This window comes from Cupriavidus sp. SS-3, assembly GCF_035818815.1.
In the GTDB taxonomy this organism is placed as follows: domain Bacteria; phylum Pseudomonadota; class Gammaproteobacteria; order Burkholderiales; family Burkholderiaceae; genus Cupriavidus; species Cupriavidus taiwanensis_C.
The window spans coordinates 491,510-510,393 of record NZ_JAYLVT010000001.1 but is presented as its reverse complement, the minus strand read 5'-3'; the positions used below and the strand labels follow the sequence as shown (position 1 = coordinate 510,393).

Genomic DNA, 18,884 nt, shown 5'->3' with positions numbered 1-18,884 from the left:
GCGCGCCATATGCGCGGGGCCGATAACCAAAGCCGGAATCATTCGTTCTGGTCCGCGCGCAGCGCCGCTTATCGTGGAGCTGTCCTCAACTTCAAGAAGGTCTGCACGATGACGACCCCGCGCCCGGATGCCACCGCTGCACCCACGCTGACCCGCCGCGAGCTGCTGCGCTGCGCGGCCTGGTCCGGGCTGGGCATGGCCGCGTCGCTGTCGCCACTGTCCGCGTTCAGCGCCAGCCCCGCCGCGCGGCCTGACGTGATCCGCGTCGGCGTGGCCCAGCCCGCCACCGGCACCCCGCCCAGCTTTGCCGGCAGCTCGCTGGCGATTGCCCATGCGCGCGGCTGGCTCGAGGAATCGTTCAAGCCGACCGGCACGCGCGTGGAGTGGTTCTTCTTCAAGGGCGCCGGCCCCGCCGTCAACGAGGCGCTGGCCAACCGCCAGCTCGACTTTGCGCTGCAGGGCGACCTGCCGTCCATCGTGGCGCGCTCCGCCGGCCTGAAGACGCGGCTGGTGCTGGCTACCGGCGTGCGCGCCAACATCTACGTGGGGGTGCCACCCGATTCGCCGCTGAAGACGGTCAGCGACCTGCGCGGCAAGCGCGTGTCGCTGTTCAAGGGCACCAACATGCATCTGCCCGCGCTGCGGCTGCTGGAAGCGAACGGGCTGTCGGACAAGGACCTGCGCCTGCTGAACCTGGACACGGCCGGCTACCTGGCGGCGCTGTCCACGCGCGACATCGACGCCGCCATCGGCGCCATGGACATCCTGCGCCTGCGCGACAAGGGCGCGGTGCGCATCCTTTACTCCAGCAAGAACCAGTCGCCGATCTACACACGGCAAAGCCACGTACTGGTGAGCGACGAATTCGCCGGGCGCTATCCGGAGGCCACGCAGCACCTGGTGAAGGCCGCGGTCGAGGCGGCGCGGTGGGCCTCGGACGAGAGCCATCGTGAAGAAGTGCTGCGCACCTGGGCGCGTGCGGGTACGCCTTATGACCACTGGAAGGAGGACTTCGACGGCGAGCCGCTGCGGGTGCGGCTGAACCCGAATTTCGATCCTTTCCTGGTCAGCCGCTACAAGGACGCGGTCGAGCAGGCCTATCGCTTCAAGCTGAGCCGTGCGCGCTTTGACGTGGACCAGTGGATCGACCAGCGCTTCCTGAAGGCCGCACTCAACGACCTGAGCCTGCAGAGCTACTGGCCCGTCTACCAGCCCAACGGCAAGATCCTGGGAGCCTGACACCATGTCCGTCGCCGAATCGCTTTCACTGCCCGCCGCCGCAGCGCCGCGCGCGCCTTCCCCGCGCAAGCCACTGCGCTGGCAGGATGCCACACGCTGGCTGCTGGCCTGGCCGGTGCCGCTGGCGCTGCTGCTGGTCTGGTACGTGGCCGCCCGCAATGCCTGGATTCCGCCGCAGGTGCTGCCCGCACCCGAGGACGTCGCACGCACGCTGGCCGACCTCTGGCAAAGCGGTGAACTGCAGGCCAACCTGGCCATCAGCGCACTGCGCGTGGCCGGTGGCTTTGCCGTGGGGCTGGCCGGTGGGCTGGCGCTGGGCGCGGCCATGGGCCTGTCGCCGACGTTGCGCGACTACGTCTACCCGACTTTCAAGGCGTTCAGCCAGGTGCCGGTGCTGGGCTGGCTGCCGTTGCTGATGCTGCTGGTCGGCATCGACGAAGCGCTCAAGGTGATCCTGATCGCCAAGGCCGCCTTCGTGCCGGTGGCGCTGAACACGTACAAGGGCATCGGCAGCGTGCCGACCCGCTACCTGGAAGTGGCGCGGGTGCTGCAGCTCACGCGCTGGCAGACGCTGTCGCGCGTGGTGCTGCCCGCCGCGGCCGCGCCGGTGTGGAACGGCGTGCGCTACGGCCTGACGCACGCGTGGCTGGCACTGGTGGTGGTGGAGCTGCTGGCCTCGTCCGAGGGGCTGGGCTACATGATCGTCTACGGGCGCCAGCTGTTCCAGCTCGACATGGTGCTGGCCGCCGTGGTGGTGGTGGGCGTGGTGGGCTTTGCACTGGACAAGACCCTGGCGCTGGCCGAAGGCGCGGTACTGCGCTGGCGCAAGCCGGGCTTCTGAGGCAAGGCCGCGATGACCACTTCCGCTATCCGCCCCCGTATTCGCCTGCCCCGCGCCTTGCGCGGCTGGGTGCTGCCGCTCGCGCTGCTCGCGCTGTGGTGGGCCGCCGTGCGCTTTGGCTGGACCACTTCGCCGCTGCTGGTGCCGGTATCCAGCGTCTGGGACACCGCGGTGCGCCAGGTGCAAAGCGGCGCGCTGGCCACGGCATTGGCCGCCAGCCTGTGGCGCGACCTGGCCGGCTTTGCCATCGGCGCCAGCGCCGGGCTGGTGTTCGGCACGGCGCTGGGCCTGTCGCGCCTGTTCGAGCGCCTGGTCGGCCCGAGCTTTCACACGGTCAAGCAGATCTCGCTGTTTGCATGGATCCCGCTGATCTCGGTCTGGTTCGGGCTGGGCGATGCCGCCAAGGTGGTGTTCCTGTCGCTGGCCGCATTCTTCCCGGTGGTGCTGAACACCTTCGAAGGCATCCGCGCCGTGCCGGCCGACCTGCTCGAGGTTGCGCGTGTCCTGCGATTCAAGCGCACCCAGGTGCTGTGGCGCGTGGTGCTGCCGTCGGCGGCCCCGTCGATCTTCGCCGGCATCCACCTGGCGCTGATCTATGCGTGGCTGGCGACGCTCGGCGCGGAGTACCTGCTGGTATCCGGCAAGGGCATCGGCAACACCATGACCGACGGCCGCGAAAACTTCTGGATGGACCTGGTGATCTTCGGCGTGATCGTGGTCGGCCTGGTCGGCTTCACGCTGAACTGGATCGCCAGCCGCATCGAATCCCGCCTGCTCGCCTGGCGCGGGCGCTCGGTGGCCGCGGGCTGAGCCGCGCTGCCCCTTACTGAACGGAGACCACCAATGCCACATGCCGGCACGCTAAGCATCGCGCACCTGCACAAGCAGTATGAAGTCGAGGGCCGGGCGCTGCCCGTGCTCGAGGACATCACCCTGACCATCGCCCCGGGCGAGTTCGTCAGCATCGTCGGCGCCAGCGGCTGCGGCAAGTCCACCCTGCTGCGGCTGGTGGTGGGGCTGGAACAGGATTACCGCGGCGAGATCCTGCTGGACGGCAAGCGCGTATCGGGCACCAGCCTGCAGCGCGGCATCGTGTTCCAGGAACATCGCCTGTTCCCGTGGCTGACGGTGGAACAGAACATCCGGCTGGCGCTGCTCAACACGCCGGGCAGCGACGCGGAGAAAGACCGCAACGTTGCCGAGCATATCGCGCTGGTTGGCCTGCGCGGCTTCGAGCAGGCCTATCCGCACCAGCTCTCCGGCGGCATGTCGCAGCGCGTGGCGATTGCGCGGGCACTGGTGACGCGGCCGGAGATCCTGCTGCTCGACGAGCCCTTCGGCGCGCTCGACGCGATGACGCGGGCCTACCTGCAGCAGGAGCTGCAGCGCATCTGGCAGGCCGAGGGCATCACCATGATCCTGGTCACCCACGACGTCGAGGAAGCCGTCTTCCTGGGCGACCGCGTGGTGGTGATGGAACCCCGGCCCGGCCGCATCCGCCGCATCCTGCCGGCGGACCTGCCGCATCCGCGCGAACGCGCCGGACTTCCCTTCGCGCGGGCGCGCGATGCCGTGCTGCGCGAATTCGCCGGGCAGGAGCCCGTCGTGCAGCGGGCCCCCGAACCTGAACTCGCCTGACCCACCCCTATCCCCGGAGCTTCGTGATGATGCAAGCCAACGCCACGCCAGACCAGCCCGTCCAGCTCGACATCCACCCGGTTGCCGGCCGCATCGGCGCCGAGATCCGCGGTGTCGCGCTGCACGGCGACCTGCCGCCCGCCACCTTCGCCGCCATCCGCGCAGCCTTGCTCAGGCACAAGGTGCTGTTCTTCCGCGACCAGGTGCATCTGGACGATGCCGCGCAGCAGGGCTTTGCGCGCCTGTTCGGCGACACCGTGCCGCACCCGACCGTGCCTTCGCGCGACGGCACGCAGCTGCTTGAGCTGGACTCGCAGCACGGCGGCCGCGCCAACTCCTGGCATACCGACGTGACCTTCGACCTGGCCTACCCCGCGGTCTCGGTGCTGCGCGCCGTGACCGTTCCCGCCGCCGGCGGCGACACGGTGTGGGCCAACACCGCCGCCGCGTACCAGGACTTGCCCGGGCCGCTGCGCGAACTGGCCGACAAGCTGTGGGCGCTGCACACCAACGACTACGACTACGCGGCCACGCGCGTCAATCCGAGCGACGAAGGGCTGAAGCGCTACCGCGAGCTATTTACCTCGGCGCTCTACGAGACCGAGCACCCGGTGGTGCGCGTGCACCCGGAAACCGGTGAGCGCACGCTGGTGCTGGGCCACTTCGTCAAGAAGCTGCTGGACTACGCGTCGGCCGATTCGGCGCACCTGATTGCCGTGCTGCAGGGCCATGTGCACCGGCTGGAGAACACCGTGCGCTGGCGCTGGCGCGCGGGCGACGTCGCCATCTGGGACAACCGCGCCACCCAGCACTACGCCATCAACGACTATGGCGACGCGCACCGCGTGGTGCGCCGCGCCACCGTCGCCGGCGACATTCCGGTCGGCGTGGATGGCCGCCGCAGCAAGGCGGTGAAGGCGGGCGTGCGCAGCGAGGGCGCGGCGCCGGCCAACCAGTCCGCCGGTGCCGCGCAACGGCAAGCGGCCTGATTCAGCCAGTCTCTTCCGGAGAGCACGATCGATGTCACCGCAAAAGCCGCCGCGCCAGCTGCATCTGGGCGCCTTTCTCCAGGCCACCGGGCACCATGTCGCCGGGTGGCGCCATCCCGGCGCGCAGGCCGATGCCGGGCGCAACCTGGCGCACTACATCGCACTGGCGCAGCGCGCCGAGGCCGCGGGGTTCGATGCGCTGTTCCTCGCGGACGGCGTCGCCATCCGCGGCATGGACGATGCCACCCTGCCGCGCACCGCGCGCGCCGCCACCTTCGAGCCGCTGACGCTGCTGTCGGCACTGGCGGCGGTGACGCAGCGCATCGGCCTGGTGGCGACCGTCTCCACCACCTACAACGAGCCCTTTCATGTGGCGCGCAAGTTCGCCTCGCTCGACCATCTCAGCGGCGGCCGCGCGGGCTGGAACGTGGTGACGTCGTGGTCGGATGCCGAGGCGCGCAACTTCAGCCTCGAGCGTCATCCCGCGCACGCTGACCGCTACGCCCGTGCCGAGGAGTTCGTCGACGTGGTCACCGGGCTGTGGGACACCTGGGAGGATGATGCCTTCCTGTACGACAAGCACAGCGGCCGGCATTTCGATGCGGACAAGCTGCACACGCTGGACCATCGCGGCGCGCACTTCCAGGTGCGCGGGCCGCTCAACGTCGCGCGCCCGCCGCAGGGCCATCCGGTGATCGTGCAGGCCGGCTCGTCCGAGGCCGGGCAGGAGCTGGCCGCACGCACCGCCGAGGTCATCTTCACCGCGCAGCAGTCGCTGGCGGATGCGCAGGCCTTCTATCGCGGCCTGAAAGCGCGGCTCGCGCGCTATGGCCGCACGCCCGACCAGCTCAAGATCCTGCCGGGCGTGTTCCCGGTGGTGGGCCGCAGCGAGGCCGAGGCGCACGAGAAATTCGAAGCGCTGCAAAACCTGATCCATCCGTCGGTGGGGCTGGCCCTGCTGTCGCAGCACCTGGGCGGGATCGACCTGAGCGGCTATCCGCTGGACGGCCCGTTGCCCGACAACCTGGCCGAGCCGAACGGCGCCAAGAGCCGCTTCCAGCTGGTTACCGGCCTGGCCCGGCGCGAGGGGCTCACCATCCGCCAGCTGTGCCTGCGCGTGGCCACCGCGCGCGGCCACTGGTCGATCCACGGCACGCCGCAGTCCGTCGCCGACCAGCTGCAGGCGTGGTTCGAGGGCGAGGCCGCCGATGGCTTCAACGTGATGCCGCCCTGGCTGCCGGGCGGGCTCGATGATTTCATCGAACTGGTGGTGCCGGAACTGCGCCGGCGCGGGCTCTATCGCGAGCACTATACGGGCACCACGCTGCGCGAGCACCTGGGGCTGCGCCGGCCGGAGAACCTGCGCTGGCAGCAGCTCGAACCGCCGCTCGCGGTCGGGGCATGAGCGCTGCGCTGCGGCACCGCGCATATCCAAATGCAATAAGTTTCCTTGCCTCGCGCGAGCGCCGTCGGCAACCATAGCAGCCACGCCGCAGGGGCGTGCGCGGGCCGGCTGGTACCATCGCACGGCCTGGTGCGCCCGTGCGGCGCACTGCTCGGCATGCCCGGCGCCAGGGCAGGCACTGCCCCCGCGCGCCGGTCCGGCACCCAACAGCGAGAAGAAGAGAGAAGAAGATGAGACTCGAAACCCTGGCCGTCCACGGCGGCTATTCGCCCGATCCCACCACGCGCGCGGTGGCCGTGCCCATCTACCAGACGGTGGCGTACGCCTTCGACAACGCCCAGCATGGCGCCGACCTGTTCGACCTGAAGGTGGCCGGCAATATCTACAGCCGCATCATGAACCCGACCAACGACGTGCTCGAGCAGCGCCTGGCCGCGCTCGAGGGCGGCGTGGGCGCGCTGGCGCTGGCGTCCGGCATGGCGGCGATCACCTATGCGATCCAGACCATTGCCGAGGCCGGCGACAACATCGTCTCGTCAAGCCAGCTCTATGGCGGCACCTACAACCTGCTGGCGCACACGCTGCCGCAGTCCGGCATCGAGACGCGCTTTGCCGACGGCCGCAATCCGTCCAGCTTCGGCGACCTGATCGATGCCCGCACCAAGGCCGTGTTCGTCGAGTCGGTGGGCAACCCGCTCGGCAACGTGGTCGATATCGCCGCGATCGCGCGCGTGGCGCACAACCACGGCGTGCCGCTGATCGTCGATAACACGGTGCCGTCGCCCTACCTGTGCCGGCCATTCGAGCATGGCGCGGATATCGTCGTGCATTCGCTGACCAAGTACCTGGGCGGCCACGGCAACAGCGTCGGCGGCGCCATCGTCGACAGCGGCAAGTTCCCGTGGGCGCAGCACAAGGAGCGCTTCCGCCGCCTGAACGAGCCGGACGTGTCGTATCACGGCGTGGTCTATACGGAAGCGCTGGGGCCGGCCGCCTATATCGGCCGCGCGCGCGTGGTGCCGCTGCGCAATACCGGCGCGGCGCTGTCGCCGTTCAACGCCTTCCTGATCCTGCAGGGCATCGAGACCCTGGCGCTGCGGCTGGACCGCATCACCGACAACGCCCTGGCGATCGCGCGCCACCTGCAGCAGCACGCCAAGGTGGCGTGGGTCAATTTTGCCGGCCTGCCGGACCACGCCGACCACGCGCTGGTGCAGCAATACCTGGGCGGCCGCGGGCCCGGCATCCTGTCGTTCGGCCTGAAGCAGGGCGGCCGCGAGGGCGGCGCGCGTTTCCTCGACGCGCTGCAGCTGTTCACGCGGCTGGTCAATATCGGCGACGCCAAGTCGCTGGCCACGCACCCTGCGTCGACCACGCACCGCCAGCTCAACGCCCAAGAACTGCAGGCGGCCGGCGTCAGTGAAGACATGGTGCGTCTGTCGATCGGCATCGAGCATATCGACGACCTGATCGAAGACCTGGACCGCGCGCTGGCCGCGGCCTGACCTCCTGCCCGCGGTTTTTCTCCCCTCTCCCGCTCGCGGGAGAGGGGCCGGGGGAGAGGGTAGGCGCATGCACTAGCCGATCATCTCACCTCTTCCTCGTCACCGCGCTTGCCCCGCGCCTCCAGCACGAAATAGCTCACGGCCCCGATCATCAACGGAATCAGGTAATACAGCGCCCGATACGCGATCAGCGCGGCAAGCAGCAGCCCGTGCGGCACCTGGTCGCCCAGCATCGTCAGGAACACGGTCTCGATCACGCCCAGCCCGCCGGGGATGCGCACCACCACGCCCGCCAGCCCGGACGCCAGCAGCACGCCCAGCACCGTGAAGTAGGTCGCATGCGTATGCAGCAGCGCGTACAGGATCGCGCCCATCGACATCCAGTGGGCGGCCGACAGCACGCATTGCAACGCGGCGAAGCGCACCGTGGGCACGTAGATGTCGTGATCGCGCACGGTACGGTGGCGGCCGTGCCAGAGCGCGCACGCGGCCAGGTAGGCGGCCGGGAGGGCCAGCATCAGCACGCCGAGCATCCGCGTCAGCGCCGCGGGAATGCCCCACTCCGGCGGCAGCACCACCAGTTCGCCGGCGAGGATGGCGCCCGCCAGCACCGCATAGCCGAGCCAGTTGGTGGTGACCACCACCACGAACAGGCTCCAGATCTGCGGCGCGCTCAGTCCCGCGCGCGAGTACAGCCGGTAGCGCACGCCCGCGCCGCCCAGCGTGGCGCCCAGGTTGAGGCTGAGCGTGTAGCTGACATAGGAGATCGCCATCACCCGGCGCAGCGGCAGCGGGTGCCCGGCATAGCGGCAGCCGAGCACGTCGAACTGGCTGTACAGCAGCCCGCTCAGTGCCACGAATCCGGCCGCCGGCAGCAGCGTGCGCGCGTTGAAGCCGCGCAGCGCTTCCAGCACCGCGTTCCAGTCGATGGTGCCCAGCTTGCGCGCGATCAGCGCCAGCACGGCGGCAATGAAGAGGATGCCGATGGCACGGCGCCAGGCCGGCCAGTGCGCGTGCTGGCGGATGGCGGTCAGGGCCTCGGCGCCCGTCATTCCGCGCCTCCGCGCAACACCACCACGCGCCGCGCGTTGCGCCGCCCGCCCGGCATCGGCTGCACCAGCCGGGGCGCATGCGCCGGCAGCCAGCCCGCCCAGGCCGGGAAGCGCCGCAGGAAGTGGAACATCAGCGTCGCGCCCAGCGCATCGAGGCGGTTGCGCGGAGACTTCAGCCCCGGCGGCACCGCGCGGCAGCGCGCGCCGATGAGCGCTTCCAGCCGGCTGCGCAGGTGGCGTGCAAAGGCTTCATCGCGGATCACGAGATTGGCCTCGAGGTTCAGCGACAGGCTCAGCGGGTCGAGGTTGCTTGAGCCGACCGTAGCCCAGTCGTCATCGACCACCGCGACCTTGCCGTGAAACGGCCGCTCGACGTATTCGAGGATCTGCACCCCGGCGTCCTGCAGCTGCGCGTAGAGCAGGCCGCCGGCGCGCGCCACCCACGGCATGTCGGGCTTGCCCTGCAACAGCAGCCGCACCCGCACGCCGCGCGCGGCGGCCTCGCACAGCGCATGCAACAGCCGGTAGCCCGGCAGGAAGTACGCATTGGCGATGATGACCTCGCGCCGCGCCGCGCGGATCGCGTCCAGGTAGGCAAACTCGATGTCGTTGCGGTGGCGATGGTTGTCGCGCGTGACCAGGCAAGCGCGTGCGGGATGCGTGCACGGATCCTGCTCCTCGCGCCCGGCCTGCGGCCCGGCCAGGGCCGGCGGCAGGCACGCGCCTGGCATCGCGCGCACCAGGAAGTCGTGGACCTGGCGCGCAAACGGCCCGCGGATTTCCACCGCATAGTCCTGCTTGGCCAGCGGCCCGAACTGGTACAGGTGCTGCGCGGAGAAATTTAGGCCGCCGACGAACGCGACTTCGGCATCGACCGCGATCAGCTTGCGGTGCATGCGCCGGAAGATATGCGTGCGCACGCCGAACAGCCGCGGCCGCGGCGAGAATGTGCAGAACTGCACGCCTGCATCGACCAGGCTGGTGATGAAGGCCGGCGACAGGTCATGCGAGCCGAAGCCGTCCACCGTCAGCGCCACGCGCACGCCGCGGCGCGCCGCCGCCAGCAGGGCGGCGTGCAATTTGTGACCTACCTCGTCTTCAAAGAGGATAAAAGTTTCCAACAGTACGCTTCGGCGCGCGCGCGCAATGGCGTCGAACACGCGCGGAAAATACTCCTCGCCGTTCTCCAGCAGGCGGAAGCGGTCGGAAGCGGTCGGCAACTGTGTCATGGCCGGGAAATCGCCGCAAACACCATGCCAGCGAAAACCCGGGGCCGGTCGCTCCTAACCCGGGCGACGGCCGCGCCGCCAGCGGGCCAGCACCGCGGCGGCCAGCGCACCGGCCGCCACGCCGGCAACGAAGATCGCCACCGTCATGCCGCTCCACGGGCCCGCGGCGTCGGCGTCGGCGCTGCCGCGAGCCAGGGGGGCGAGCGACTGCCAGTCGGCGGCGGTAAACTGCGTCATCGCGGGCGCGCCATCGAGCCCGTACACGCAGACCTCGCCGCCGGGCAGCTTGCAAAAGCGCGCCGGCGGACAACTGCGCAGAATGGCCTGGGTCTCGCCCTCGCCGCAGCGGGCGCCGGCGCTGCGCAACACCTGCAGGGTGACGTCGGGATGCTTGGTCAGTTGTTCGGGCATGGCAGCCTCCCAGGGGCAGGGCAAGCGGGTGTCGCGTTCCTACAGCGTAGGCCTTATTCCGCCCGGGCATATCGCCATGCGTAATCGCTCGTTCGTCCTTTGGCTGCCTTTCCATACAATGGGCCGATGCCACGGCGCGACGCCGCGGGCAACAACCACATCAAAGGGGAGCATCCGATGCAATACGGGAAATTCGGCCTGGCCGCGCGGCTGGCAGCAGTCGTGCTGGCGCTGGGCGTGGTCCATGGCGCCGCCGCGGCCGATCCGGACAAGAAGGAAATCCGCTTCGGGGCCACCGCGGGCCCGTACGCAGACCAGATCCGCTATGGCGTCAAGCCGGTGCTGGAACAGCGCGGCTACAAGGTCACCATCGTCGAGTTCAGCGACTACGTGCAGCCCAACCTGGCGCTGGCCGACGGCGCCATCGACGCCAATGCCTTCCAGCACGTGGCCTACCTGAAGAAATTCTCGGCCGACCGCAAGCTGGCCCTGAGCGACGTGGTCCAGGTGCCGACCGCGCCGATCGGCATCTACAGCCGCAAGCACAAGGCGCTGGCCGAGGTGAAGGCGGGCAACACCGTGTCGTTGCCGAACGATCCGACCAACCTGGCGCGCGCCATCGCCATCCTGCAGCAGATCGGCTGGGTCACGCTCAAGCCAGGCACCGACCCGATCCGCGCCAGCGAACGCGATATCGACGCCAACCCGCACAAGCTCAAGCTGGTCCAGCTCGAAGCCGCGCAGCTGCCGCGCTCGCTCGACGATGTCGACTATGCCTTCGTCAACGGCAACTATGCGCTGGCCTCGGGGCTGAAGCTGACCTCGGCGCTGGCGCTGGAGAAGATTCCGGACTACTACATGAACCTGGTCGCGGTGAAGACCGCCGACCTGAACAAGCCCTTCGTCAAGGACATCCGCGAGGCCTACCAGTCCACGGAGTTCAAGGCGGTGACGCAGCAGCGCTTCGCCGGCTTCGTGCCGCCGCCGTACCAGCGCTGAACGCTGGGCCGGGCCTGCAAGGCGCGCCACGGGGCGCGCCTTCGCGTTACTTCTACGGGCCGGCACGGCACCGCCACCGCGTCCGATGCCGCCCCGCATTGTTCTGGTTTTCTGGATGATCTATCCAGTCGCCGCCGATTTATTCCCACCTCTTGCCCGCCTAAGCTGAAGCCTCCTTCGACGCATCCACAGGAGAGTTTCATGGCTGACCATTCCATCCGCGGCAAGGTCGCGCTGATCGCCGGCGGCGCCAAGAACCTGGGCGGGCTGATCGCGCGCGACCTGGCCGCCCAGGGCGCCCGCGCCATCGCCATCCACTACAACAGCGCGGCCTCGCGCGCCGACGCCGATGCCACGGTCCGGGCGCTCCAGGCAAGCGGCGCCGAGGCCGTGGCGCTGCAGGCGGACCTGACCCGCGCGGGCGCGGTCGAGCGGTTGTTTGCCGATGCCGTGGCCGCGGTGGGCCGTCCCGATATCGCCATCAACACGGTGGGCAAGGTGCTGAAGAAGCCGTTCGCCGACATCAGCGAGGCCGAGTACGACGAGATGTCGGCCGTCAACGCCAAGAGCGCCTTCTTCTTCCTCAAGGAAGCCGGCCGCCACGTCAACGACCACGGCAAGATCGTCACGCTGGTGACCTCGCTGCTGGGTGCGTTCACGCCCTTCTATGCCGCCTATGCCGGCACCAAGGCGCCGGTCGAACACTTTACCCGCGCCGCGGCCAAGGAGTTCGGCGCGCGCGGCATCTCGGTGACGGCGGTGGGTCCGGGCCCGATGGACACGCCGTTCTTCTACGGCCAGGAGGGCGACGATGCCGTGGCCTATCACAAGAGCGCGGCGGCGCTGTCGCCGTTCTCGCCGACGGGACTGACGCATATCGAGGATGTGGTGCCCTTGATCCGCCATCTGGTCAGCGACGGCTGGTGGATCACCGGCCAGACCCTGCTCATCAACGGCGGATACACGACCAAATAAGCCATAGGCCAGCCCGCCAGGCGCCGGTACCCGCACGCATTGCAGGTATGCTTGCGCCATCGACGAGCGAGGCGCATGGACAGATTCGACCAGTACCGCGTATTCCTGCAGGTGGCCGAGATGGGCAGCTTCATCAAGGCCGCCCATGCGCTTGGGCTGCCGCGCGCCTCGGTGTCGGCGGCGGTGCAGGGTCTGGAGGCCCAGGTCGGCACGCGCCTGCTGCACCGGACCACGCGCCAGGTGCGGCTGAGCGCCGACGGCGCGCAATTGCTTGAACGATTGCGCCCGCTGCTGGCCGAGGTCGAGGATATCGACCAGCTGTTCCAGGCCGGCCAGCGCCAGGCCAGCGGCCGACTGAACGTCGATATGCCCAGCCGCATCGCGCGCCGGCTGGTGGCACCTGCGTTGCCCGCCTTGCTGCGGCGCCATCCGCGGCTGCAGCTGTCGCTCGGCTCCAGCGACCGTGCCATCGACCTGGTGCAGGAAGGCGTGGACTGCGCGGTGCGCTTCGGCGTGCTGGCCGACAGCAGCCTGGTAGTGCGGCCGCTGGGCCGGATCGCGCTGGTCAACTGCGCCAGCCCGGCCTACCTGCGCGAACACGGCGAGCCCCGTGAGCCGAGCGAGCTGCGCCGCGGCCATCTCGCGGTGGGCTACGCCAGCCCCCGCACCGGCCGGGACCTGCCGTGGGAATTCCTGGATGCCGAGGGCAGCGCGCACGAGGCCGAAGTGGCAACGCGCGTCTCGGTCAACAATGCCGAGAGCTATATCGCCTGCTGCCTCGGCGGAATCGGCCTGATCCAGATTCCGCGCTTCGACGTGCAGCACCTGCTCGACAGCGGGCAGTTGCTGGAAGTCATGCCCGACTGTCGCCCGCCCACCATGCCGGTGTCGCTGCTCTACCCGCACCGGCGCCAGCGTTCGCAACGGCTCGCGGTGTTCCTGGAGTGGTTCCGCGCGCTGATGCAGCCGCACCTGGAAGGCTGAGCGGCGGCCCCCGCGCGCGCACTGCCGCATTGTGCGCAGCAAGACAATTTCGCGCGGCGCCGGCCGCGCAAATGCCCTACACTCAAGCTCAAGTCCCGCGCGCCCAAAAAGCACGGCAGGGATCACAACGCGATCATTGCCGCGGAGGGCTGCGAAGATCCTCGCCCCGGTCCGCGCGGATCCTGTCGAGACAACCGCATCGAGAGACCTGCCATGTCCACGGTTGCGCGCTTTGAGATCGGCTATACCCGCTACCTTGCCCCACCGGGCGACACCACTCCCACCACTGTTCCCCTTCCACCGTTCGGCAGCGACCCTGACGCGCTGGTACCGCTGTACCAGGCCATGGTGCTGACGCGCCAGTTCGACCTGAAGGCAATCGCGCTGCAGCGCACCGGCAAGATCGGCACGTTCGCGTCGGCCCTGGGCCAGGAGGCCATCGGCGTGGGCGTGGCCTACGCCATGCGACCGGAAGATGTGCTGGTGCCCTCGTACCGCGACCACGCGGCGCAGTTTGTGCGCGGCGTCACGATGACCGAGAGCCTGCTCTACTGGGGCGGCGACGAGCGCGGCAGCGGCTTTGCCGCGGCGCCGCATGACTTTGCCAACTGCGTGCCGATCGGCACGCAGGTGTGCCACGCGGCCGGCGCGGCCTACGCGTTCCAGCTGCGCGGCGAGCCGCGCGTCGCGGTCTGCCTGCTGGGCGACGGCGGCACCTCCAAGGGCGACTTCTATGAAGGCATGAACATGGCCGGCGCGTGGCGCGCGCCGCTGGTGATCGTGATCAACAACAACCAGTGGGCGATCTCGATGCCGCGCAGCGGCCAGACCGCGGCCCAGACGCTGGCGCAGAAGGCCATTGCCGCGGGCATCCCGGGCGAGCAGGTCGACGGCAACGACGTGGTCGCGGTGCGCCACCGCGTCGGCGAAGCGATCGCGCGCGCCCGCGATGGCGGCGGCCCCGCGCTGATCGAGGCCATCACCTACCGGCTGGGCGACCACACTACCGCCGACGATGCCTCGCGCTACCGCGACGAAGCCAGCGTCAAGGCGCACTGGCAGCACGAGCCGCTGTTGCGGCTGCGCACCCACCTGCTGGCCCTGCATGCCTGGGACGCGGCGCGCGAAGAAGCGCTGGTCAGGGCGTGTTCGCAGCAAGTGGCGCAGGCGGTCGAAACCTATCTGGCCATGCCGCCGCCAGACCCGGCCGCGATGTTCGACTGCCTGTACGCGGCCATGCCGGCCGAGCTGCAGGCGCAGCTGGAGATCGCGCGGCGCTTCCCGGCGCAGCACGGCTAGCCGCTGCCGGCGCCGCCGGCGCCGCGCGCGCACTCCTTCCCCGACCCGGTCCCACAGCGAGCGAACCATGGCGGAAATCAATCTGGTCGAAGCAGTCAACCTGGCGCTGGCCCATGCGCTGGACCACGATCCCGATGTGCTGCTGCTGGGCGAGGACATCGGCGTCAACGGCGGCGTGTTCCGCGCCACCGTGGGCCTGCAGGCGCGCTTCGGCGCCGCGCGCGTCATGGATACGCCGCTGGCCGAAGGCGGCATCGTCGGCGCGGCGATCGGCATGGCGGCGATGGGGCTCAAACCCGTGGCCGAGATCCAGTTCACCGGCTTTATCTACCCGGCGGTCGATCACATCATCAACCACGCCGGGCGCATGCGGCACCGCACGCGCGGGCGGCTCGCCTGCCCGCTGGTGGTGCGCTCGCCGTGCGGCGCGGGCATCCACGCGCCCGAGCATCATTCCGAAAGCCCGGAGGCGATGTTCGCGCACATGCCGGGCATCCGCGTGGTGGTGCCGTCATCGCCGGCACGCGCGTACGGGCTGCTGCTGGCGGCAATCGCCGATCCCGATCCGGTCATCTTCCTCGAGCCCACGCGGCTGTACCGGCTGTTCCGCCAGGAGGTGGCCGATGACGGCGCGGCGCTGCCGCTCGACACCTGCTTCACGCTGCGCGAAGGCAGCGACATCACGCTGGTGAGCTGGGGCGCGATGGTCCAGGAGACCCTCGCCGCCGCCGACGCGCTGGCCGCCGAAGGCGTCACCGCGACCGTCATCGACGTGGCCACGCTCAAGCCGCTGGACATGCAGACCATCCTGGAGGCGGTCTCGCGCACCGGCCGCTGCGTGATCGTGCACGAGGCACCGCGCACCGCCGGCTTCGGCGCCGAGATCGCGGCGCAGCTGGCCGATGCGGGGCTGTACTCGCTGGCCGCGCCGGTGCAGCGCGTGACCGGCTTCGATACCGTGGTGCCGCTGGCGCGGCTGGAGTACACCTACCTGCCCGGCGTCGCGCGCATCGTCGATGCCGCGCGCAGGGCGCTGGCGGCGTAGGCCGCCGGCCGCAACCGGACCGTTCAAGCTAGCCAAGGAGGACCGATGCGAGTCTTCAAGCTGCCCGACCTGGGCGAAGGCCTGCAGGAGGCCGAGATCGTGGCCTGGCACGTCAAGACCGGCGACACGGTGGCGGCCGACCAGCCGCTGCTGTCGGTGGAGACCGCCAAGGCGATCGTCGAAATCCCCTCGCCTTATGCCGGCAGCATCGGCAAGCTGTTTGCGCAGCCGGGCGACATCGTGCACCTGGGCGCGCCGCTGGTGGGCTTCGAGGGCGCCGGCGAGGATGCCGACGCCGGCACCGTGGTGGGCTCGGTCCAGGTCGGCACGCACGTGGCCAGCGAAGCCGCGCCGCCCGGCACGGCCGCGCCCGCGGCGGGCATGGCCGCGCGCGTCAAGGCCACGCCGGCGGTACGAGCGCTGGCGCGCCGGCTGGGCGTGGACCTGGCGATGGCGACCGCCTCGGGCCCCGAGGGCATCGTCACCGCCGCCGACGTGGAACGGGTCGCCGCCACGCTGAAGGATCTTGGCGCGCCGGAAGAACTGCGCGGCGTGCGCCGCGCGATGGCGCAGAACATGGCGCGCGCGCAGGCGGAAGTGGCCGCCGCCACCGTGATGGACGACGCCGACATCCACGCCTGGCACGCCGGCGCCGACGTCACCATCCGGCTGGTGCGCGCGCTGGTGGCCGGCTGCCGCGCCGAGCCCGGGCTCAACGCCTGGTACGAAGGACAGACCGGGCGCCGCCACGTGCTGAAGAAGATCGACGTCGGCATTGCCGCCGACCTGCCCGAGGGCCTGTTCGTGCCGGTGCTGCGCGATGTCGGCAACCGCGACGCCGCCGACCTGCGCCGCGGGCTCGACCGCATGCGCGCCGATATCCGCGCGCGCACCATCGCCCCCGAGGAGATGCGCGGCAACACCATCACGCTGTCCAACTTCGGCATGATCGCCGGGCGCTATGCGGCGCCGATCGTGGTGCCGCCCACCGTGGCGATCCTGGGCGCCGGGCGCGTGCGCGACGAAGTGGTCGCGGCCGGCGGCGTGCCCGCGGTGCACCGGGTCATGCCGCTGAGCCTGACCTTCGACCACCGCGTGGTCACGGGCGGGGAAGCGGCGCGGTTCCTGGCGGCAGTGATTGCGGATCTGGAGATGGCGGAATAGGGAAGACTACTGGTTTTGCCAGCACCAGCTGTGTGCTCCCTCTCCCGCACGCGGGAGAGGGAGCAAGCCACCAGCATGCACACGGCCGCTAAAGCCCCGCGGCAGCGCTGTATATAATGCCCATCCAATCGCCGCCGCCATCTCCGGCCCGGAGCGCCGCACACCCTCATGGAATCCAAGACCGCCCGCCTTACCATCCTGATCGATCCGGTCAAGAAGAAGGCCTTTGAAACGCTGTGCGCCGCGCAGGACCTGACGCCGTCGCAGGTGGTGCGCCAGCTGATCCGCGATTACCTGGCGCAGCATGGCGTGGATTACGCCACCAAGCCCAAACCGGCGGGCAGCACGCGCCAGAAGAAGTAAGTTCAGCGTGGGGCGCTGGCCTCGCCGCGCCCCTCTCCCGCCAGCACGGCGCAGCGCTGCGCCGCCTGCGCCAGCGAATCCGCGTAGTTGCCCTCGCCCAGCGCCGCCAGCACGCCGGCGCGCGCCAGCTTTTCCCGGACCCGCGCGTTGGCCTCGGCCAGCACCACGGCGACGCCGCGCTTCTGCAGCGTGACGATCACCGCCTCCAGCGTCTGCAGCCCGGTCATGTCCATGAAGGGCACGCGGCCCAGGCGGATCAGCAGCACGCGCGGCTCGGTATGGGTCTGCACCAGGGCACGCTCGCACGCTTCGACGGCACCGAAGAAGAACGGACCGTCGATGACATAGACCATCACGCCCGGCGGCATCGGCGCCCCCGCGCCGGTGCCTGCATCACCCAGTTCGCGCGCGACGGCCTCGGCGGCCTGGGGTGCCACTTCCACCGATGCCGACATGCGCCGCAGGAACTGCAGCATGGCCAGGATCACGCCGATATTGACCGCCACCACCAGGTCGGTCAGCACCGTCAGCGTAAAGGTGATCAGCAGGATCGCGACATCGGCGCGCGGCGCGCGCCGCACCATGCGGGCGAACTGGCGCATCTCGCTCATGTTGTAGGCCACCACGAACAGGATCGCGGCCAGCGCGGCCAGCGGCACGCTGGCCGCGAGCGGCGCCAGGAACAGCAGCACCAGCACCAGCGTGAGCGCATGCACCACGCCGGCCAGCGGGCTGTTGCCGCCGTTGCGGATATTGGTGGCGGTGCGCGCGATCGCGCCGGTGGCGGCAAACCCGCCGAACAACGGTGCCAGCACATTGGCGATGCCCTGTCCCACCAGTTCCTGGTTGGAGTCGTGCCGGGTGCCCGCCATGCCGTCGGCCACCACGGCCGACAGCAGGGACTCGATCGCGCCCAGCATGGCAATGGTGAAGGCAGGCCCCGCCAGCTCCAGCACGCGCGCCAGCGTGACCTCCGGCAGCGCCGGCACCGGCAGGCCGCGCGGCAGGCCGCCGAAGGCCGTGCCAATGGTGGCCACGCCGTCGAAGCCGAACAGCGCCTGCGCCGCGGTGGCCGCCACCAGCGCCACCAGCGGCCCCGGCACGCGCCGCAGCCAGCGCACGCGCGGCGCGCCCACCACCAGCGCCAGGCTGCCCAGCGCCAGCGCGGTGGTGGCGGGGTGCCATTGCGGCAGCGCCTGCAGCAGATGCCAGAGCTTTTCATGGAAATGCGCGCCGGCCACCGGTGGCAGCCCGAAGAAATCGCGCCATTGGCCAACGAAGATGATCACGCCGATGCCCGCGGTGAAGCCGACAATCACCGGCGCGGGAATGTAGCGGATCACGCTGCCCAGCCGCGTCAGCCCCATCGCCAGCAGGATCAGGCCCGCCATCAGCGTGGCGATCTGCAGGCCGTCGATGCCGTGGCGCGCCGTCACCGCGGACAGCAACACGATAAAGGCGCCGGTGGGCCCGGCGATCTGCAGCCGGCTGCCGCCCAGCAGCGACACCGCCAGCCCGGCGACGATGGCCGTGTACAGGCCCTGCTCCGGCTTGGCGCCCGAGGCGATCGCGAACGCCATCGCCAGCGGCAGCGCCACCACCCCGACGATCACGCCCGACACCACGTTCGGCAGCCAGTTGCCGCGTTGGAACAATCCGGCCAGCCAGGCTTCGCGTAGCGCAATCATGCTTCAGTCCCTTCCATCGGTGCGGGGGCAAAGGTGAATCGAATGATAACAGCATGTT

The 18,884-nt window shown here is 70.0% G+C and carries 18 protein-coding genes; 14 read left to right on the top strand and 4 right to left on the bottom strand.

The window, feature by feature from the left end; all coding sequences use genetic code 11:
• Positions 1–108 precede the first annotated feature (108 nt).
• The 7 genes from U9J39_RS02320 (at position 109) to U9J39_RS02290 (ending at position 7,617) form a co-directional block, all read left to right on the top strand.
• Positions 109–1,239 carry an ABC transporter substrate-binding protein gene (locus U9J39_RS02320; protein ID WP_111516707.1) on the top strand — a complete coding sequence of 377 codons (1,131 nt, stop codon included), beginning with the start codon at positions 109–111 and terminating at the stop codon, positions 1,237–1,239.
• Between the two features lie 4 nt (positions 1,240–1,243).
• Complete coding sequence (locus U9J39_RS02315) at positions 1,244–2,080, top strand: ABC transporter permease (protein WP_035823133.1); 837 nt, start codon at positions 1,244–1,246, stop codon at positions 2,078–2,080.
• A gap of 12 nt (positions 2,081–2,092) precedes the next feature.
• A complete protein-coding gene (locus tag U9J39_RS02310) occupies positions 2,093–2,890 on the top strand; it encodes an ABC transporter permease (protein ID WP_326346427.1) in 798 nt (265 codons plus the stop codon).
• Between the two features lie 33 nt (positions 2,891–2,923).
• Complete coding sequence (locus tag U9J39_RS02305) at positions 2,924–3,718, top strand: ABC transporter ATP-binding protein (protein WP_326346426.1); 795 nt, start codon at positions 2,924–2,926, stop codon at positions 3,716–3,718.
• A 26-nt stretch (positions 3,719–3,744) separates the two neighbouring features.
• Complete coding sequence (locus U9J39_RS02300) at positions 3,745–4,707, top strand: TauD/TfdA dioxygenase family protein (protein ID WP_326346425.1); 963 nt, start codon at positions 3,745–3,747, stop codon at positions 4,705–4,707.
• Between the two features lie 31 nt (positions 4,708–4,738).
• On the top strand, positions 4,739–6,112 hold the full coding sequence (locus tag U9J39_RS02295) for an LLM class flavin-dependent oxidoreductase (protein ID WP_326346424.1): 1,374 nt from the start codon (positions 4,739–4,741) through the stop codon (positions 6,110–6,112).
• Positions 6,113–6,342: 230 nt separating this feature from the next.
• Entirely contained in the window at positions 6,343–7,617 is a 1,275-nt protein-coding gene (locus tag U9J39_RS02290; protein WP_115713927.1) for an O-acetylhomoserine aminocarboxypropyltransferase/cysteine synthase family protein, read from the top strand.
• Positions 7,618–7,697: 80 nt separating this feature from the next.
• Here the strand turns inward: U9J39_RS02290 and U9J39_RS02285 are convergent, their stop codons facing one another.
• The 3 genes from U9J39_RS02285 to U9J39_RS02275 are packed head-to-tail and all read right to left on the bottom strand — an operon-like array spanning position 7,698 to position 10,309.
• Positions 7,698–8,669 carry a lysylphosphatidylglycerol synthase domain-containing protein gene (locus tag U9J39_RS02285; RefSeq protein ID WP_115713928.1) on the bottom strand — a complete coding sequence of 324 codons (972 nt, stop codon included), beginning with the start codon at positions 8,667–8,669 and terminating at the stop codon, positions 7,698–7,700.
• Positions 8,666–9,898 (bottom strand): cardiolipin synthase ClsB, encoded by a 1,233-nt coding sequence (gene clsB, locus U9J39_RS02280; protein ID WP_326346423.1) that lies wholly within the window; start codon positions 9,896–9,898, stop codon positions 8,666–8,668. The genes U9J39_RS02285 and clsB overlap by 4 nt, the downstream gene beginning before the upstream one ends.
• Before the next feature lie 54 nt (positions 9,899–9,952).
• A complete protein-coding gene (locus U9J39_RS02275) occupies positions 9,953–10,309 on the bottom strand; it encodes a hypothetical protein (protein ID WP_326346422.1) in 357 nt (118 codons plus the stop codon).
• Positions 10,310–10,486: 177 nt separating this feature from the next.
• Here U9J39_RS02275 and U9J39_RS02270 point away from each other — a divergent pair, with 177 nt between their 5' ends.
• The 7 genes from U9J39_RS02270 (at position 10,487) to U9J39_RS02240 (ending at position 17,138) form a co-directional block, all read left to right on the top strand.
• A complete protein-coding gene (locus tag U9J39_RS02270; RefSeq protein WP_115714305.1) occupies positions 10,487–11,308 on the top strand; it encodes a MetQ/NlpA family ABC transporter substrate-binding protein in 822 nt (273 codons plus the stop codon).
• A 201-nt stretch (positions 11,309–11,509) separates the two neighbouring features.
• Positions 11,510–12,283 carry an SDR family oxidoreductase gene (locus U9J39_RS02265; RefSeq protein WP_326346421.1) on the top strand — a complete coding sequence of 258 codons (774 nt, stop codon included), beginning with the start codon at positions 11,510–11,512 and terminating at the stop codon, positions 12,281–12,283.
• 75 nt (positions 12,284–12,358) lie between these two features.
• The gene (locus U9J39_RS02260; protein ID WP_326346420.1) at positions 12,359–13,267 is read left to right on the top strand and encodes a LysR family transcriptional regulator; all 909 of its coding nucleotides are present in this window, start codon (positions 12,359–12,361) and stop codon (positions 13,265–13,267) included.
• Between the two features lie 213 nt (positions 13,268–13,480).
• Positions 13,481–14,566, top strand: a complete 1,086-nt coding sequence (gene pdhA / locus U9J39_RS02255) for a pyruvate dehydrogenase (acetyl-transferring) E1 component subunit alpha (RefSeq protein ID WP_115713933.1) — start codon at positions 13,481–13,483, stop codon at positions 14,564–14,566.
• A gap of 67 nt (positions 14,567–14,633) precedes the next feature.
• The gene (locus U9J39_RS02250) at positions 14,634–15,611 is read left to right on the top strand and encodes an alpha-ketoacid dehydrogenase subunit beta (RefSeq protein WP_115713934.1); all 978 of its coding nucleotides are present in this window, start codon (positions 14,634–14,636) and stop codon (positions 15,609–15,611) included.
• Between the two features lie 45 nt (positions 15,612–15,656).
• Positions 15,657–16,775 carry a dihydrolipoamide acetyltransferase family protein gene (locus U9J39_RS02245; protein WP_115682396.1) on the top strand — a complete coding sequence of 373 codons (1,119 nt, stop codon included), beginning with the start codon at positions 15,657–15,659 and terminating at the stop codon, positions 16,773–16,775.
• A 168-nt stretch (positions 16,776–16,943) separates the two neighbouring features.
• Complete coding sequence (locus U9J39_RS02240; RefSeq protein WP_018006421.1) at positions 16,944–17,138, top strand: ribbon-helix-helix domain-containing protein; 195 nt, start codon at positions 16,944–16,946, stop codon at positions 17,136–17,138.
• Positions 17,139–17,140: 2 nt separating this feature from the next.
• Here U9J39_RS02240 and U9J39_RS02235 read toward each other — a convergent pair whose 3' ends face one another.
• The gene (locus tag U9J39_RS02235; RefSeq protein ID WP_326346418.1) at positions 17,141–18,826 is read right to left on the bottom strand and encodes a SulP family inorganic anion transporter; all 1,686 of its coding nucleotides are present in this window, start codon (positions 18,824–18,826) and stop codon (positions 17,141–17,143) included.
• Between the last annotated feature and the right edge of the window lie 58 nt (positions 18,827–18,884).

Coding starts and splice junctions, on each gene's coding strand:
- U9J39_RS02245 (WP_115682396.1), top strand. CDS start 15,657: ATGCGAGTCTTCAAGCTGCCCGACCTGGGCGAAGGCCTGCAGGAGGCC.
- U9J39_RS02250 (WP_115713934.1), top strand. CDS start 14,634: ATGGCGGAAATCAATCTGGTCGAAGCAGTCAACCTGGCGCTGGCCCAT.
- U9J39_RS02295 (WP_326346424.1), top strand. CDS start 4,739: ATGTCACCGCAAAAGCCGCCGCGCCAGCTGCATCTGGGCGCCTTTCTC.
- U9J39_RS02305 (WP_326346426.1), top strand. CDS start 2,924: ATGCCACATGCCGGCACGCTAAGCATCGCGCACCTGCACAAGCAGTAT.
- pdhA (WP_115713933.1), top strand. CDS start 13,481: ATGTCCACGGTTGCGCGCTTTGAGATCGGCTATACCCGCTACCTTGCC.
- U9J39_RS02310 (WP_326346427.1), top strand. CDS start 2,093: ATGACCACTTCCGCTATCCGCCCCCGTATTCGCCTGCCCCGCGCCTTG.
- U9J39_RS02235 (WP_326346418.1), bottom strand. CDS start 18,826: ATGATTGCGCTACGCGAAGCCTGGCTGGCCGGATTGTTCCAACGCGGC.
- U9J39_RS02265 (WP_326346421.1), top strand. CDS start 11,510: ATGGCTGACCATTCCATCCGCGGCAAGGTCGCGCTGATCGCCGGCGGC.
- U9J39_RS02240 (WP_018006421.1), top strand. CDS start 16,944: ATGGAATCCAAGACCGCCCGCCTTACCATCCTGATCGATCCGGTCAAG.
- U9J39_RS02300 (WP_326346425.1), top strand. CDS start 3,745: ATGATGCAAGCCAACGCCACGCCAGACCAGCCCGTCCAGCTCGACATC.
- U9J39_RS02290 (WP_115713927.1), top strand. CDS start 6,343: ATGAGACTCGAAACCCTGGCCGTCCACGGCGGCTATTCGCCCGATCCC.
- clsB (WP_326346423.1), bottom strand. CDS start 9,898: ATGACACAGTTGCCGACCGCTTCCGACCGCTTCCGCCTGCTGGAGAAC.
- U9J39_RS02270 (WP_115714305.1), top strand. CDS start 10,487: ATGCAATACGGGAAATTCGGCCTGGCCGCGCGGCTGGCAGCAGTCGTG.
- U9J39_RS02275 (WP_326346422.1), bottom strand. CDS start 10,309: ATGCCCGAACAACTGACCAAGCATCCCGACGTCACCCTGCAGGTGTTG.
- U9J39_RS02260 (WP_326346420.1), top strand. CDS start 12,359: ATGGACAGATTCGACCAGTACCGCGTATTCCTGCAGGTGGCCGAGATG.
- U9J39_RS02315 (WP_035823133.1), top strand. CDS start 1,244: ATGTCCGTCGCCGAATCGCTTTCACTGCCCGCCGCCGCAGCGCCGCGC.
- U9J39_RS02285 (WP_115713928.1), bottom strand. CDS start 8,669: ATGACGGGCGCCGAGGCCCTGACCGCCATCCGCCAGCACGCGCACTGG.
- U9J39_RS02320 (WP_111516707.1), top strand. CDS start 109: ATGACGACCCCGCGCCCGGATGCCACCGCTGCACCCACGCTGACCCGC.